The organism is Ruegeria sp. CE12 (assembly GCF_056537525.1).
Genome location: NZ_JBQFRS010000003.1, coordinates 201,506 through 218,068 on the forward strand (window position 1 = coordinate 201,506; position 16,563 = coordinate 218,068).

Here is a 16,563-nt window from a genome sequence, read left to right on the forward strand (position 1 = left end):
CCGGAGGCAGCTAGGAGCGGGTGCAATCCCGCTCCACCTTCACCCGTGAGTCCGAAACCAAAAGAACTGGCAAAGAGATGTCTGACAGGACCGTAGATCGCGTTGCGCAGGCAACGCCCGAGCGAGTTGCGCGAAAAATCCGAGGGTTATCCGACCGCGCGATCGCCTGGATATTCATCTCCCCAACGATTTTTCTATTGCTGGCGATCAACATCTTTCCGTTGATCTGGACCATCCAACTGAGCTTTACCAACTACAAGGCCAACCGGATCGGGCGTGAAGTCAAAGATGTCGGGCTCAGGAATTACGAGCGTATCCTGACAGACTCGGACACATGGCTGAACATGCAGGCGACGGCGCATTTCCTGTTCTGGACGATTTTTTTCCAGGTCCTGATCGGGTTCACGCTGGCGTGGCTGATCAACAAGAAATTCAAGGGCAATGACCTGTGGACGACCATCATCGTCTTGCCGATGATGCTATCTCCGGCGGTTGTCGGGAACTTCTGGAAGTTCCTGTATCAACCTCAAATCGGCCTGTTTAACTACATCGTGTCCTGGTTTACCGGCAAGGACCCATCGAGCTTTGAAATGCTGGGCTCAGTCACGTTGGCCCCGTGGGCGATCGTGATTGTCGACACCTGGATGTGGACCCCCTTCGTAATGCTGATCTGTCTGGCCGGTCTGCGCAGCATTCCCGACTACATCTACGAGGCGGCTGAGATCGACCGAGCGAGCAAGCTGAGGCAGTTCTTTACGATCACCATCCCGATGGTGTTGCCGTTCCTGATGCTTGCCGTGCTGTTTAGAGGGATCGAGAACTTTAAGATGTTCGACCTGGTGGTTCAGCTAACCGGTGGAGGGCCCGGTTCTGTTACGGAACTCACTTCAATCAATCTCAAGCGGGAGGCTTTTGAGAAGTGGCGTACGGGCTATGCCTCGGCCTATGCGATCATCCTTTTCGTCACCGTGTTCGGCCTTGCGTCGATCTACGTCAAAGCCCTGAACAAGGTAAAACAGAGATGAGTAGTTTTTCCGTCACTGAACCTTCGAACCGGTCCAAGTGGATCGCAGGCTTCCTCGTTATTACTTACGCGCTGATCACGATGATCCCGCTGGTTTGGATTTTGCTGACCGGCTTCAAATCGCCCGCCGATGCGATCAGCTACCCGCCCAAGGTTGTCTTTGACCCAACGCTTGAAGGCTATGTCAATCTCTTCACCACTCGCACACGGCAGACGCAGGAGTTTTTGGAAGCGAACCCACCGCAGAACTGGGCCGATGAGATCGTGCGCCAATACGACATGGTGATTGTCGGACCATCCAAATTCGGTGAGCGCTTTATGAATTCGGTTATCATCGGGTTCGGCTCGACGTTCTTGAGTATCTTCCTTGGCACGCTGGCCGCCTATGCGTTCAGCCGATTTAAGGTCCCGCTTAAGGACGACCTTCTATTTTTTATCCTCAGTACAAGGATGATGCCCCCGGTCGCCGTCGCCATCCCAATCTTCCTGATGTTCAGAAACCTTGGTCTCAGCGACACGCATCTGGGAATGATCCTGCTGTATACGGGCGTGAATATTTCCCTGGCGGTCTGGTTGCTAAAAGGTTTCATCGACGAAATCCCAAGAGAGTACGAAGAAGCCGCCCTCATTGATGGCTACACGAGGTTTCAGGCCTTCTACAAAGTGGTGCTGCCGCAAGCCGCCACGGGCATAGCCTCAACAGCTATCTTTTGCCTGATCTTCGCCTGGAATGAGTACGCGTTTGCCGTGCTGCTGACATCCGCGAACGCACAGACTGCACCACCGTTCATCCCGACCATTATTGGTATCGGCGGTCTGGACTGGCCTGCCGTGGCGGCCGGTGCAACGATCTTCCTAATTCCTGTCATGATTTTCACCATCCTGATGCGCAAACATTTGCTGCGTGGGATTACATTCGGAGCCGTGCGCAAATGAGCGACTTTCTAACCGGATTGATGCGGCTCCGCCGCGGCCCATGGGAGATGGTCGCAACCATCCTTATTGCACTGGGTGTCTTCATGCTGATGCAGCCCTTTGTCCTTTGGGCCTTCACCTATTCCTTCATCGTCACGCTGATCGGAACCGTCATGTTCATCATCGTCAGCCATTTCCCGGAGTAGAAATGGCCCAGATCGTAGTCAAAAACGTAAAGAAGATGTTCGGCGATTTCACGGCCGTCCGCGAAAGCTCGTTCACGATCGAGGATGGTGAGTTTTTCATGCTGCTGGGGCCATCTGGCTGCGGAAAGACGACGACGCTGCGGATGATCGCAGGATTGGAACTTCCAACGTCGGGTGAAATCTATCTGGACGGTGAAGAGATCAGCCAGCGACCACCATCCGAACGAGACATCGCCTTCGTGTTCCAAATGTTCGCGCTGTATCCGCATATGAACGTGCGCAAGAACATCAGCTACCCGCTGATATCGCAGGGTATGCCGCGCGCGGCCGTTAAAGCAAAGGTAGAAGAAGTCGCGGGAATTCTGGGGATCAACGACATACTCGATAGCCCTGTAGGCGGGCTTTCAGGCGGCGACAGGCAGCGCGTGGCGCTGGGTCGCGCGATTGTGCGCGAGCCCAAGGCGTTCATGATGGACGAACCCCTTGGTGCGTTGGATGCAGAGTTCCGGGAACACATGGCCGAAGAACTGCGCGCGCTGCATGATCGCATGGGCGCGACAACTGTGTACGTCACACATGATCAGTTGGAGGCCATGCAAATGGGCGACAAGATCGTCGTGATGAACAACGCCGTGATCGAGCAATTCGGCACACCTCAGGAAATCTACGACAAGCCGGCGACGATGTTCGTTGCGGATTTTATCGGGTCTCCTTCGATGAACTTCCTGCCGTTTCAGGGAAAGGTCGAACCCGGTTCGGAAATGGTCCGACTGAACGGCCATGACGAAGCGGTGCCCAAGCTGATGGAAGGGGCCGAAGGTGAATTGGTTTTTGGTGTCCGTCCGGAACATGTCTTTCTGTCGGATGCAAGCGCATACCGGGCCAAGGTTCTGGCAGCGGAATACCTGGGAACCACTCAGATCGTGACGTTGCAAAGCCCGAACGGAGAGCTGAAAGCCCGGATTGATGCCCGCGAAGTCGTCAGTCCCGGTGAGACAGTAGGATTGGAGTTCCGCTCTCCCGCAGTAACCCTATTTGAAAAATCTACCGGGCGCGCTTTGAGGTCCGCTCTGAACGACGAGGTACTAAGCAATGGCTGAAGTCGTTCTGGAGAACATCTCGAAGTCTTTCGGCAACATCACAGCGGTGGATGATATCTCAATGACGATCCCCAACGGTGCCTTTGTGGTGTTGTTGGGTCCGACTGGTGCGGGAAAAACAACCACACTGAGATTGATTTCAGGGCTTGAGAAACTGGATTCAGGAACAGTGCGCATTGCCGGGCGTGACGTTGGAATAGACACTCCCGCTCAGCGCGATGTAGCAATGGTCTTCCAGCAATACTCGCTGTACCCGCATATGACAGTGCGGGAAAACCTGTCTTTCCCTCTGCGGTCGCCGATCCTGAAAACACCAGAGGATGAGATCACAAAGAAGGTAAACGAAGTCGCTGAGATCCTCCAGATCCCACACAAACTGGACAACAAAGCCACGGAATTGTCTGGCGGTGAAATGCAGCGCGTTTCAATTGGACGGGCGCTTGTGCGCGACCCCCAGATATTTCTGATGGACGAACCGCTCAGCTCTTTGGACGCCAAGCTACGGGCGGATTTGCGGGTAGAACTGAAGAGAATTCAGGCAGATCTGGGATCGACTTTGCTGTACGTGACCCATGATCAGGTCGAAGCCATGACAATGGCGACGCATATCGGGGTTTTGGAAAACGGCCGGTTGGTGCAGTACGGAACACCCCGGGACATTTACGAAAACCCGGGCAGTGTTTACGTAGCCAGCCGGTTGGGTCTGCCTCGGATCAATATCTTGCCGTCCGAGTTGTTCGGAGGCGATCACAAAGGCCCACAGATTGGCCTGCGCCCGGAAAACATCATCGAAGGCGAAGGCAGTGAAGCACGTGTGATACGTGCTGAACATCTTGGGGATCAAACACGGTTGCACCTGGACTTAAACGGTCACCCGGTTGTGACCTTGATTGATGTCCATCAGGACTATCCATCTGGAAAAATTATAAAAATCCGCCCACACAACCCATTGTATTTTGACGCGTCCGGCGCGCGAGTGAATTAAGGAGCAAAAGCATGGCCCAGTTCCTCAACACAAAAGAAACTCTGGTGACAGAGGCGATAGACGGCCTTCTGGCCTCTTCCGGCAGTCAGCTCACCCGATTGGATGGATACCCGCACATCAAGGTTGTCTACCGGTCAGATTGGGACAAGTCGAAAGTCGCCTTGGTTTCCGGTGGTGGGTCTGGCCACGAACCCGCCCATGCAGGTTTCGTTGGCGCCGGTATGCTGACAGCAGCGGTCTGCGGAGAAGTGTTTGCTTCCCCATCGGTAGAGGCAGTATTGGCGGGCATTCTTGCGGTTACGGGTGAGGCTGGGTGCCTGCTGATCGTCAAGAATTACACAGGTGACCGGCTAAACTTTGGACTAGCAGCTGAACGCGCCCGTGCATTGGGTCGCAAGGTAGAGATGGTCGTCGTCGACGATGACATCGCCCTGCCCGACCTTCCGCAACCACGTGGCGTAGCCGGCACGTTGTTCGTACACAAAATCGCCGGGGCGCTTGCTGAAGGCGGTGCTGACTTGGACACCGTCACCGCCGCAGCAAGACGCACCATAGCCAAGGTCGTCAGCATCGGTATGAGCCTGGACACCTGCACCGTTCCGGGATCTCCAAAAGAGGACCGGATCGCCCCCGGGAAAGCAGAGCTCGGCTTGGGTATCCATGGCGAGCCCGGTGTACAGCAAGTCGAATTCTCAAATGCTCTATCGGCCATGTCCACAGTTGTGGAGAAGCTGAAACAACGGGTGGGGTCCGGGGATTGTGTGGCGTTGGTCAACAACCTGGGTTCTACAACGCCGTTGGAAATGGCTGTCCTCACGCATGCCTTGTCCGAAACTGGTATTGCCCATCACATCATAGGCCCGGCTCCAATGATGACATCGCTGGATATGCATGGGTTTTCTGTTTCTATTCTGCCTGTAGATCACGACGATTTATCGGCGCTTAAAGCGCCTGTTGATCTGGCGGCTTGGCCCGGTGTCAATTCTATCGATCCAATAAAAGTTGCACCTTTGCCTGACGGCCTGACTCCTATCGATCCAATTCCTTCAAACAATCCCGCCACAAGGGAAACGATCACCCGGTTGTCTGAACTGCTCATCAACGCTGAGAAGAACCTGAACGAGCTGGACGCGAAATCCGGAGATGGCGACACAGGAAGCACATTGGCGACGGCCGCAAGAGCATTGCAAGGTAGCCTCGACCGAATGCCGCTTGCTGACCTGACACAACTGTTTCCGGCGCTGGGCAACGAGTTAAGCCAGACCATGGGTGGTTCTTCCGGCGTGATACTCGCGATCTTCTTCAACGCAGCCGGAGATGCCTGTGCGAGCGGCGCGTCTGTCCCGAAATCCTTGATCGAAGGTCTGAATAGGGTCAGCCAGGTTGGGGGTGCCAAGGTCGGTGACAGGACAATGATTGACGCCCTGGCACCAGCACTTGCCGCACTACCATCTGGTCTGACGCATGCAGCCGAAGCTGCCCGCGAAGGCGCGAACAACACCGCGAATATTCGTCGTGCGAAGGCGGGCCGCGCGGCCTATGTTCCCGAAGAGAACCTAGTTGGACATAACGATCCCGGCGCTGAGGCCGTTGCCTTGTTGTTTGAAGGCTTAGCGCGGGAGATTGAGGGCTGAAGAACACGTGGAAGACCAAAAACAAAAACTAGAATTGGTGAAAAAGCCAACCGTCAACGACATCGCGCGCGTTGCGGGTGTCAGTCTGGCGACTGTTGACCGGGTCTTGAACAGGCGCCCCGGCGTGCGGGCAGTGACCGTGCAGAAAGTACAAAAGGCGATTGATGAGCTGGGCTATGTGCGCGACACGGCCGCGGCCAACCTGGCGCGAAACCGAGTTTACAACTTCCTCTTTGTTTTACCCGACACAGACAACGAGTTTGTTGAGGCAATCAGCAGTCAGATCGCAGAACAATCTCGTGACCAATTCATCGAGCGGACCCGCATTGCGATTAAGAAAGTCGCTCCATTCGAGCCGCAAGATATCGTCAACATTCTGGATGCCGTCGACAGTTTGGATATTGACGGAGTCGCCGTATTCGGGCCCGAAACGCCTTCTGTCCGCGACGCAGTGAAAAGGCTCAGGGACAAAGGTGTTCCGGTGGTTGCGTTGGTGTCTGACTTGCCGAGTTCTGAGCGAGACCACTTTGTAGGAATTGATAACGTTTCAGCAGGACGAACGGCCGCTCAGCTGATGGGACGATTTGTGCATCGCGACGGGAAGGTTTTGGTACTTACAGGATCCCGTTTGGCACGTGACCACCTTGAGCGTCGCCAAGGCTTTGATCTAGTTGTGGCTGAGGAGTTTCCACATCTCGAAGTCGTAGCGTCTGTCGAGGGCCGGGATGACCCGGACCTGATTTACAAGATGATGCCCGAGATATTTGAAACCTATCCGGATCTGGTTGGAATTTATTCCTCCGCGGCAGGCAATGCAGGACTGATTCAATTTCTTTCAGAGAACAAACTCAGCAAAGATCTGGTGATCATAGCTCATGAGCTTACTCCGCTCAGTCGTGAGGCGCTTAAGCTTGGCACATTTGACGCCTTAATCTCGCAAGATACCGGGCACATTGTTCGTTCTGCCGTCCGTCTACTACGCGCAACTTCGGACAAGGTTCCGTTTAACAAAGCACAGGAACGTATCCGTATCGACATCTATCTGAAGGAAAATTTACCGCCATAGAGGCTCAGGTTTTGGGGAGGATATTTTATGAAAACAATCAAAGGTCCAGCTTTGTTTCTTGCGCAATTCGCGGGGGACGAAGCGCCGTTCAATTCGTGGGACGCGATCACTAGATGGGCGGCTGACTGTGGATACAAGGGCGTTCAGGTTCCTAGTTGGGATGGCCGGTTGTTCGACCTGGAACAAGCCGCATCCAGCGCCAGTTATTGCGATGACTTCAAGGGCAAAGCCAAGGAAAATGGCGTCGAAGTCACTGAACTTTCAACCCACCTTCAGGGCCAACTCGTGGCCGTTCACCCGGCCTATGACAGCGCGTTTGATGGTTTTGCAGCCGAAAGCGTCAGAGGAAACCCGAAAGCCCGGCAAGAATGGGCGGTAGACCAAGTTAAAAAAGCGCTATCTGCTTCGAAGAACTTGGGTATTACAGCGCATGCGACTTTCTCAGGCGCATTGGCATGGCCCTATGTCTATCCTTGGCCGCAGCGACCTGTTGGTTTGATCGAAACGGCATTCGAGGAGCTTGCTCGTCGTTGGGTGCCAATACTGGATCACGCCGAGGAATGCGGCGTTGACGTCTGTTACGAAATTCACCCAGGTGAGGACCTCCACGATGGCGTGACGTACGAGATGTTTCTTGAACGGACAGGCAATCACCCACGCGCTTGCATGTTGTACGACCCGTCGCACTACGTGCTGCAATGCCTCGACTATCTGGACAATATCGACATCTACAAAGATCGGATCCGGATGTTCCATGTCAAAGATGCCGAGTTTAACCCGACCGGCCGGCAGGGTGTTTATTCCGGGTATCAAAGCTGGGTCGATCGTGCCGGGCGCTTCCGGTCGCTTGGTGATGGCCAGGTGGATTTCGGTGCAGTGTTCTCAAAAATGGCGGCGAATGATTTTGATGGCTGGGCTGTGGTCGAATGGGAATGCTGCCTCAAACACCCCGAGGATGGAGCGCGTGAAGGCGCTCAGTTTGTGTCAGATCACATTATCCGTGTGACTGAAAAAGCCTTTGATGATTTCGCTGACGGTGGCGCAGACGAAGCGGCCAATCGCAAAATGCTGGGGATTGAATGATGGTCACTGGACGCAATGAAGAAACTTCAGGCCGCATTCGACTTGGCATGGTTGGCGGCGGGAACGACGCCTTCATAGGTGGCGTTCATCGAATAGCGGCGCGACTGGACGACAAGTTTGAATTGGTTGCCGGTGCTTTGTCTTCGACGCCAGAGAAATCTCTTGAAAGTGGTCAGGCGTTGGGGCTCGAACGGGTCTATGAAGACTTCAAACAAATGGCGATAAGGGAAGCCCGACTGAAATCCGGGATCGAAGCAGTCTCAATTGTCACGCCAAATCACGTTCACTATGCAGCCGCGCGTGAGTTCCTGAAACGCGGTATTCATGTAATTTGTGACAAGCCACTCACCTCAACCCTCACCGATGCAAAAAAGCTGGTCAAAGCGGCGGAAAGCGCGAACGCCCTATTCATTTTGACCCACAATTACACGGGCTATCCGATGGTTCGGCAGGCGCGTGAAATGGTCGCTAACGGAGATATCGGCAAGATCCGCGTGGTTCAGGTTGAATACCCCCAGGACTGGCTGACCGAGCAGCAGGATTTCAAACAGGCTGAGTGGCGAACCGATCCCGAACGCTCGGGCGCGGGTGGATCAACCGGAGACATCGGGACTCATGCTTACAATCTCGCTTGTTTTGTAACCGGGCTGACAGCGGAAAGCCTGGCGGCGGACTTGCAGGCCTTTGTGCCGGGGCGCAAAGTCGATGACAACGCGCACGTGTTACTTCGCTTCGAAGGCGGAGCGCGTGGTATGCTTTGGTCTTCTCAGGTGGCTCCCGGCAATGAAAACGCACTTCGTTTGCGGGTCTATGGCGAAAAAGGTGGGTTGGAGTGGTATCAGGAAGATCCCAATTACCTTTGGTTCACACCATACAATGAACCCAAACGTCTGATCACCCGAAATGGAGCTGGAGCTGGCGATGCTGCCAATCGGTTGAGTAGAGTTCCTCCGGGACATCCCGAGGGATATCTTGAGGGGTTCGCGAATATCTATGGAGAGGCAGCTGAGGTAATCCATGCCTTCCGAAATGGGATTTCACCTGACGTGTCAGTTGTTTATCCAACGGTTCATGACGGACTCAATGGTGTTAAATTTGTGGCCGCATGCGTGCAAAGCTCTTCAAGGAATGCGGCGTGGGTCAGCTTAACTTAAAATCTGGTTGTGGGCATAAGTCAGAAATCTTGGAAGGCAGCACGGGTATCTACCAAAAACCGAAGCGCACCCAACCTGTAGATGAACACTCCGGAACGACAAACCGCGAACGTCTCTGAACGGGTGTTATGTGAAGCGATCTCTGGTTGAGCGCACCACCCATCACCGCTTGTCGCGAGCCAAAATCGCCGAGAAAGTAGCCAAGCAGAAATTTGCTGTGGTTGAACCTGTTTCGTGTAAGCCACTCCGAAAACACTCAAAATCCATTGAGACGGCAAGCGATGAACACAGGCTGACCGCAGTATTAGATTTCGTGAAGCTATGCGTCGTTGGGCTCAGGGCTGACTTCCCGAGATCCGTTGTGTCTCACCAAAAGGGTGGACAGGCGGGGCGAAAGAAATTCGGTGATCTCATCGACATCGGAGACCGAGTTACAAAGCCAGACGGGTTGCTGCACGTGCTGGAACTTGTTGAGGGGATATTGAATCGAGACGACATTTTCCCTTATCGCCAAGAGCTACTTCGTATGATGCTCGCAGCGCTTCGAACATCAAGAGCAACAGGCGCACTGCTTTCCGAAGCGGCGGGGGACATTGAAGCCAAATCCCGGCACCTAGGCCGTCATGTCGCCCGAAGGAGTGTCGGCAGTACACTTCTATTGAAAGGCTTGGAATTCGAGCATGTAATAATTGTTGAGTACGATGGAATGACCAAGGAAGATTGGTATGTGGCTCTCACGCGTGCGACGAAGTCGGTGACTGTATTGTCATCTCACCCCCAAGTTTCATGGGCAGAAAATGATGCGTAGGACTGCAAATCTCGTATCTTCCATGCTGTCGCGTGACAAGGTGCGTGACAGGTGCTACCGAGAGAGGCTGATAACTCTTTGAAATCATTAAAACATGAAGCAGCAAAAAAACATATCGACCGTACAATGTAGTTCTTTTATAAATAGCGCGGTGTGACACTATGTTCCTTCTATGACCAATGACATTTCAAAGTACCTTTTGAAACATGGCCCGAAGCTCACTTCGGATATACTTCGCCATCTTGAAGGAACAGGGCTTTCACCCGATACCGCTCGTCAAAGGCTTAAGCGCAGGCCTGCTTCGGTTAAGACACTTTCTGGACTTAGCTTTCCAAACAACGCTCGTTTCTACTTTCACGAGACGCATTTCGGCACCCATCGGTATTGGGACGGGCTTTATGATGCCCTGACTGGAGGCAGCCCAACCTACGGGCCAGCAATAGCCGGTATGATTGCGAAGGGCGGGATCATTCCAAAAGATTTCTTCCCAATCATCGCTGGTGCGCCGCTGAAACAGAAAAAGAAGACAGGCAGCGATGCAGTCCTAGCCCGCCTCAAAGGCATAGGGTTTCTAACTGAGTTCAATGTCGGCGAGACATCTGTTGTAGCCTTTCACCACCATTCGGGTTTTCCAGTGGACTTGGACAGTTTTGCCGCGCAGCTCACTGTTCAACGGGTCCTCTTGGACGCGGTTGCCGACTGGGCTCGCAAGCTCGGAATGGTCAGCTACAACAAAGTTGCCATACGAGAGCGCGGCCAAGCGCTACCACAATTTGGGACGCATGCTTTTGACCTAGTTGCACCCAGCTACCTGACACCCATGGTGCGCTACGCCGACGGTAAACCTAAACCGGGCTTTCTAGTGGCCGATGTCTACCTAGGTGAACTGAACTTAGCGACCGCTCAGGCTTTTTTACGCAAGTGTGAAAGCTCGCGTGCGATGAAGCGGCTGCCGCCCTTCCTCCCAGTAATAATTGCTGACGGCTTCCACCCTGATGCATTTCACGAACTTCGTGCTAACGGTATCATCGCAACAAAACCATCGGCTCTCTTTGGCCGAGAGGTCGCTCGGGGTTTAGCGGGCCTCCTGGAAACTCTTTGCCACGCCAGTGCAATTGCTGCCAAGAACCCGGAAGTAGTCGAAACCCTATTCAGCCAGCTGGGTCACATCGAAGGAGCGGCGGGTAATCTACGTGGTGCGCTGTTCGAACTGATCGTCGGGCATGTCGCAGCGCTTCAAGGAGGAGGTTCAATCGATATTGGGAAAAAGGTCTTCATCGACACTGCCGAGCGATACGAAGTAGATGTGTTCTGTGTTTCGGCAGAAACCGTGCGGCTAATCGAGTGCAAAGGCTACGCGCCAACTCATAAGGTAGACGCCGAAGAGCTAGAGGCGTGGATTCGAACCAAGGCGCGTCGCCTAAACAAACACTTTCGCGCGCAAGAGACTCTGCAGAACCGTGTTTTTAGCTTCGAGTTTTGGACCTCCGGCGGATTTATGGAGGACGCATTAAAATTAGCCGAAACTGTTTCCAATGAAACCAAGCGCTACAGCGTCAAGTTGATCGCGGGACCAGATGTCCGCTCGCTTATCACAAAGGTGAATGCCAAGGGTTTGGGCAAAGTATTTGACGAACACTATGCGAAACACCCGATCACCAAAGCAGAACGTAAGTTTGAAGCTTTGGAGGACTTCGGTTCGGTCCTCTAAGAAGGAATGTGACACCCTCTCGGATTTTGCGAGGCCGGCTTGAGTTGCTCATATTAGCGCTTATAGCGAATGTCCGAAATGACGAGCCACGCCGCAGCGTCTTGACCGATCAGTGAAAGGCAGGTTTGGTCCGCTTGACCTTCCTCAGTTATCGTCGGATAGTGTAGTTGGCCTGACGCGTAGGCCGGTGTGCCCGCCATGCGAAGCAAAGCAACGCGAAATTAATTTTTTGGATACCATGCCGTTGGCAGGGTCCGATAAGCAGCGGGCACCTTTTCGGATCCAGTTCGGATATGGATCATGAAACCGACACATTCACTAAAAAAACTGAAAGAACTGTCAAAGCGCTATGCACGAGCGCAACAGGTTCCTTTACACGAAGCACGTGACTTTGTTGCCAGGCATCTTGGGTTCCCACATTGGAACGACGTCACAAGGGAGCACAGAACAGGTTGGCTTCCAACGCAGGCGCAACTGTCGAGCGTAGAAAGCCTGCTCATAAACTCTCTTCCTGGAGATGAAGCTGGCCGACCCAAACATGGCTCTTATATTCAAACCTCGATTTTCGAAAACGATGTTCAACACGGAAAGATCGACGGGCACGAATACCAAATCTCAGTTTCACTGGGCGATGTTCATTTGTACGGGACAGGATGGCACCTTCACGTACCGGAGGCACCGAACAAGGCACCTCGCCTTGAGATCGCTGAGCAGATCGAACAAGAGGCACCCGTTCACGAACCGCAATTTCAGAAACAGGCACTTAGTATTGCACTCAAACGGGCGGAACAGGTTCGTGCCGGTATTGCATCTGACTGGCCGAGACGGTCTACAAAACCTGACAAAGAAGGTGTCGCCCGCCATCCGACAAGTGGCGCTGAGGCGAATAAATGGTATTGCCTGCATTGTAATTCATCGATGACGGGCAATCAGATTGCGAAGAGCCTTTGGCATTGCCCAACTTGTGGCGCCTCTCCGCTCGATATCCACGAGAATGCTTGGTGGCTTGAAGATGGTGATGCAAGACCCGAACCAATTGCGGACAAAGACATTCCCGGGAGGCCTGACTTGGTTGTCGACGTCAGAGACACACGGCTGAAGTTAGAGCTTGATCCCAAGAAAATTACGCTGTTGATCCGAAGCGCACTTGTTGAAGACGCTTCAAACGCAAGCGAGCGTTTGGGGGCTCTATTTGCAGATATCAACGTTCTTGAAGACAACGATGTCTGGATCACCTTTGATGAAGACCTTTGGCCGGAGTACAAGGAACCAGTGTCTGCTCTAAAAGTAGCGGCTCTTCTCGGAATCAATGTTGAGCAAGAGCTATGCCTGCGGGAGTTGCCTTTTGCTTGGCCGGGGTTGGGCGAGCACACCTCCAGTACCGTTGAGTACACGGAAATGATGCTCAAAGCTTACGCCAGCCAAAGGTCAGATAAATCCGTCGAATAGCCAAAGACCGCAAGATAGGAGGCTGTTGGAAGAGTTCCGCAGCCTTCACCTTTACCGATTTTCTGATTGTGGGTCAGTGTAGTGACGGAAAAGTCAAACATCTTGGACGTTAGACACATCGAACTTTTTTTGGGTCAGTGGGATTTGGACAAGCCAAACGCCCTTGGCCGTCAGGGTGAGGGCGCGGCCCTCCCCCTCGGGCAACCCTTTTAGACAGGGCCGTGTCCTCGGCTTTGCGTGCGGGCCGCACCACACCTGTCGAATAGCATTGCCTCGCCCCTCCCGCGTTCGCCACGTGGCAGATCCGCAGGAACAGGCGGCTTCGCCGTCTGATCTGCAAATCAGCCCTGATTTCCAGAAGGGAAGTCAGATCAAACGCAACAGTCTGCGGGCGTGTGACAAGGGGGTGTTGGGTCAGTTTGTGACGCAAAGGTCAAATTCGTCTGACGTCCAACATGAAACCAGTGGCGGACCGAGGAGGATTCGAACCCCCGACCCCTTGATTCGTAGTCAAGTACTCTATCCAGCTGAGCTATCGGTCCGCGTTGGTGAGGCGGTATTTAGACCCAGGTCCGAGGACGTGCAAGGCGATTCTTCAAAAAAAATTCAAAAAGTTCCATCTCCACGCGGAAGCCTTATTTCAAAGGTGGTTCCGTCAGACCCGGTGTTCTTCAACACCAGTTCCCCGCCATGACCGCGCACCAATTCCTGCGAAATTGCCAGACCAAGGCCAGATCCGCCTTTGCGAACACCACCCTGAAAAGGGGTAAAGAGATTCTCGCGCGCCTTTGGTGGCAAGCCGGGGCCTGTGTCCTGAATTTCGACGCACCAGTTCGCATCATTTTCACCGCCTGCAATTGTGATACGTCCAGGTTTTCCAGACGCCACCAAAGCCTGGCGCGCGTTGCGCACGAGATTGAGGATGACGCGAAAAATCTGTTCCGGATCAGCGCGGGCGACCAGATCCTCGGGCACTTCGTTGACGATTTCGACGCAGGCGTCAGCTACTGCCAACTGCTCGCTGGCCGCGACATCGCTCGCAATGTCGCGCAGGTTCACCATAGTCAGTGTTGGCGCTGGCTCCTCGGCGCGACCAAAGGCGAGCGTGCTTTCGCATAACGAGACCGCACGCGTGATCGAATTCACCAGTTTAGGTGCCATGCGCCGGACCAGAGGATCGTCGCTCGCCTCGATCCGGTCAGTGAACAGCTGTGCTGATGTCAGAATGTTGCGCAAGTCATGGCTGACCTTGGCAACGGCCCCTCCAAGCTGCGCAAGGCGTTCCCGCTGCTTGAGCGCCTGTGTCAAATCGGTCTGCAGCATCTGAAGCGCCTCTTCCGCTTCGCGCAACTCCGTTACCTTGGAGTTTGGCGAGATGATGCCGCGCGCGTCCTCGGGGGCACTGGCGTAACGCTGCATGTACCCCACAACGCCCTTGATGGGGCGCACAAGCACCACGCGCACGGCCAGAAACAGAAAAAAGGCGGTGATGATCGAAATGACAAACGACAGGCCAAGAATACGCAGACCATAGTCTGTCATCGCCATGCGCAGCGGTGCGCTGTCCATCGTGACTTCGATCAGCAGACCAGCACCTTTGACCGGCTCGCCGATCACGCGAATGACTTCATCATCCACAGTGAAGAACCGGATCATTGCATCCCGGATCAATATCCACGGACCTGCATCGCGCAGATCATAGGTCTTGGTGATTTGCTCGGGGATAGGTGATGACAGCATCAGCTGACGCACTTCGTCCCGGCGCAACACAACGTTGTAGACCCCTGCATTTGCCAGCAACTCGGCTTCAAGATCCTCGGCCAGCATATCATCGGCCAACAGGGCAAGCGACGCGATCTGGGCACGCTCCAGCCGGTTCAGCAGGAAATCCTCACGAAAGCGGGCGATCGAAGGAACAAAGATCAGCACTTCGGCCAACATAACGAAGACCGTCGTCAGGATCAGGAAACGGCCCGACAGCGAGTTCAAATGGCGCTCCTTTCCCGGTCAGGGGATCCAGCGCTGGACGAACCTGACCACTCGTTTAACTGTCTGATTCTCAAACAGCCTTGGCGAGAAATAGGCTCCCGCCACACGTTTGTTAAGCTCTCCGATCGTCGGATATGGCGATACCATCGCAGCGATCTGGCCCATCTTAAGGTTATTGGCCAATGCCAGCGACCACAAGTTGATCAGTTCCCCAGCCTGATGCCCCACGATTGTGACGCCGACGGGACGGCCTTTTACGACCATGGCCTTTATGAAACCTTTGGTTTTTCGTTCTGCCACAGCACGGTCATTGTGTTGATAGTCAAAGCGAGCAATTTCCAGCTTGTCGCCGTGCTGCTCACGCGCCTGCGCTTCGGTCAGACCAACCTGGGCCAACTCAGGGTCGGTATATGTGGCCCACGGGATATGCGAGGTTTTGGCCTTGGATGGCAAACCAAACAACGCAGAGCGGATGATGACCCCTGCCTGATAACCCGCAACATGGGTGAACTGCATTCCACCCGCCACATCGCCAATCGCATAGACCCTTCGATTCGATGTGCGCAATGAGGCATCCGTATTGATACCTGTCCGCGTTCGGTCAATCCCGGCCGCTTCGAGGTTCAGGCGTTCGATGTTTGCCTTTCGACCCGCTGCTATCAGCAAATGTGATCCCGCGTATATATCACCATTTTCAGTGACAACTTCGACCGCTCCGGCATTGCCACGAATTTGCGCGACCATTGCCTGTTCGTGAATTTCAACCCCTTCAGCACGCAGAGAATCGATCACGATTGCTGCCGCTTCCGGGTCATCCTTGCCCAGCGCAGTCATACCTTCGATCACGGTTACCTTACATCCGAGCCGGATATGCGCCTGCGCCATCTCCATCCCGATCGGGCCCGCACCTATGATCAGCAGATGCTCAGGCTTGTCCCGCAGATCAAAGATCGTCTCGTTTGTGAAATGCGGCACCTGATCCAGCCCCGGGATCGAAGGCACCAACGGTGAAGACCCGGTCGCGACAACAACGCGCCGCGCGGTGATCACGTTGTTTCCCGCCTGTACCTGCGTCGGCGATATGAAAGTGCCATATTCCCGGATCACTCGCACGCCGAACCCTTCAAACCGTTCCTGGCTGTCCATCGGTTCGATCTGCGCGATAACATCCCGCACATGTACCATTGCTGAGGCATAATTCACCTGAGGGACAGCATCAGAGACGCCGAAGGCCGAAGAATGCGCCTGCGCATATGCCGCCTTGCCGCTGGCAATCAAAGCCTTGGACGGGACGCAGCCGAAATTCAGGCAGTCGCCACCCATTTTGTGCCCTTCCAGAAGGATGACATCAGCCCCCATCTGACTCGCACCTGCGGCAACGGACAAACCACCGGACCCGGCCCCGATCACGAGGATGTCGGTTTTCAGCTCTTGCATCT

14 protein-coding genes and 1 tRNA gene are annotated in these 16,563 nt (G+C 54.2%); 12 read left to right on the plus strand and 3 right to left on the minus strand.

All coding sequences use genetic code 11. The features are described from left to right. Window positions 1-77 precede the first annotated feature (77 nt). From ACR0IO_RS09660 to ACR0IO_RS09715, 12 genes are all read left to right on the plus strand, one after another. Complete coding sequence (locus ACR0IO_RS09660) at window positions 78-1,025, plus strand: carbohydrate ABC transporter permease (protein ID WP_170332156.1); 948 nt, start codon at window positions 78-80, stop codon at window positions 1,023-1,025. Continuing rightward, a complete protein-coding gene (locus tag ACR0IO_RS09665) occupies window positions 1,022-1,960 on the plus strand; it encodes a carbohydrate ABC transporter permease (RefSeq protein WP_010442361.1) in 939 nt (312 codons plus the stop codon). The genes ACR0IO_RS09660 and ACR0IO_RS09665 overlap by 4 nt, the downstream gene beginning before the upstream one ends. Beyond that, on the plus strand, window positions 1,957-2,145 hold the full coding sequence (locus ACR0IO_RS09670; protein ID WP_010442360.1) for a hypothetical protein: 189 nt from the start codon (window positions 1,957-1,959) through the stop codon (window positions 2,143-2,145). Before ACR0IO_RS09665 ends, ACR0IO_RS09670 begins: the two co-directional genes overlap by 4 nt. Before the next feature lie 2 nt (window positions 2,146-2,147). Beyond that, window positions 2,148-3,245 carry an ABC transporter ATP-binding protein gene (locus ACR0IO_RS09675; RefSeq protein ID WP_170332158.1) on the plus strand — a complete coding sequence of 366 codons (1,098 nt, stop codon included), beginning with the start codon at window positions 2,148-2,150 and terminating at the stop codon, window positions 3,243-3,245. Continuing rightward, window positions 3,238-4,230 (plus strand): ABC transporter ATP-binding protein, encoded by a 993-nt coding sequence (locus tag ACR0IO_RS09680; protein WP_170332160.1) that lies wholly within the window; start codon window positions 3,238-3,240, stop codon window positions 4,228-4,230. The genes ACR0IO_RS09675 and ACR0IO_RS09680 overlap by 8 nt, the downstream gene beginning before the upstream one ends. Before the next feature lie 11 nt (window positions 4,231-4,241). Then, complete coding sequence (locus tag ACR0IO_RS09685) at window positions 4,242-5,864, plus strand: dihydroxyacetone kinase subunit DhaK (protein WP_480741214.1); 1,623 nt, start codon at window positions 4,242-4,244, stop codon at window positions 5,862-5,864. A gap of 37 nt (window positions 5,865-5,901) precedes the next feature. Then, complete coding sequence (locus ACR0IO_RS09690) at window positions 5,902-6,930, plus strand: LacI family DNA-binding transcriptional regulator (RefSeq protein WP_480741216.1); 1,029 nt, start codon at window positions 5,902-5,904, stop codon at window positions 6,928-6,930. A 27-nt stretch (window positions 6,931-6,957) separates the two neighbouring features. Then, window positions 6,958-8,013: a sugar phosphate isomerase/epimerase family protein gene (locus tag ACR0IO_RS09695; RefSeq protein ID WP_480741219.1), complete on the plus strand. Its 1,056-nt coding sequence runs from the start codon at window positions 6,958-6,960 to the stop codon at window positions 8,011-8,013. Next, the gene (locus tag ACR0IO_RS09700) at window positions 8,013-9,167 is read left to right on the plus strand and encodes a Gfo/Idh/MocA family protein (RefSeq protein ID WP_480741223.1); all 1,155 of its coding nucleotides are present in this window, start codon (window positions 8,013-8,015) and stop codon (window positions 9,165-9,167) included. The genes ACR0IO_RS09695 and ACR0IO_RS09700 overlap by 1 nt, the downstream gene beginning before the upstream one ends. Before the next feature lie 130 nt (window positions 9,168-9,297). Further along, entirely contained in the window at window positions 9,298-9,975 is a 678-nt protein-coding gene (locus ACR0IO_RS09705) for a hypothetical protein (protein ID WP_480741226.1), read from the plus strand. A gap of 172 nt (window positions 9,976-10,147) precedes the next feature. Then, on the plus strand, window positions 10,148-11,686 hold the full coding sequence (locus ACR0IO_RS09710; RefSeq protein ID WP_480741229.1) for a hypothetical protein: 1,539 nt from the start codon (window positions 10,148-10,150) through the stop codon (window positions 11,684-11,686). A gap of 300 nt (window positions 11,687-11,986) precedes the next feature. Further along, complete coding sequence (locus ACR0IO_RS09715) at window positions 11,987-13,135, plus strand: hypothetical protein (RefSeq protein ID WP_480741231.1); 1,149 nt, start codon at window positions 11,987-11,989, stop codon at window positions 13,133-13,135. Window positions 13,136-13,600: 465 nt separating this feature from the next. On the opposite strand, the gene ACR0IO_RS09720 is transcribed toward ACR0IO_RS09715, so the two are convergent. From ACR0IO_RS09720 to ACR0IO_RS09730, 3 genes are all read right to left on the minus strand, one after another. Further along, window positions 13,601-13,677, minus strand: a tRNA-Arg gene (locus tag ACR0IO_RS09720). A 64-nt stretch (window positions 13,678-13,741) separates the two neighbouring features. After that, a complete protein-coding gene (locus ACR0IO_RS09725; RefSeq protein ID WP_480741232.1) occupies window positions 13,742-15,124 on the minus strand; it encodes an ATP-binding protein in 1,383 nt (460 codons plus the stop codon). Between the two features lie 18 nt (window positions 15,125-15,142). After that, entirely contained in the window at window positions 15,143-16,561 is a 1,419-nt protein-coding gene (locus tag ACR0IO_RS09730) for a dihydrolipoyl dehydrogenase family protein (RefSeq protein WP_480741234.1), read from the minus strand. Window positions 16,562-16,563: the final 2 nt, after the last annotated feature.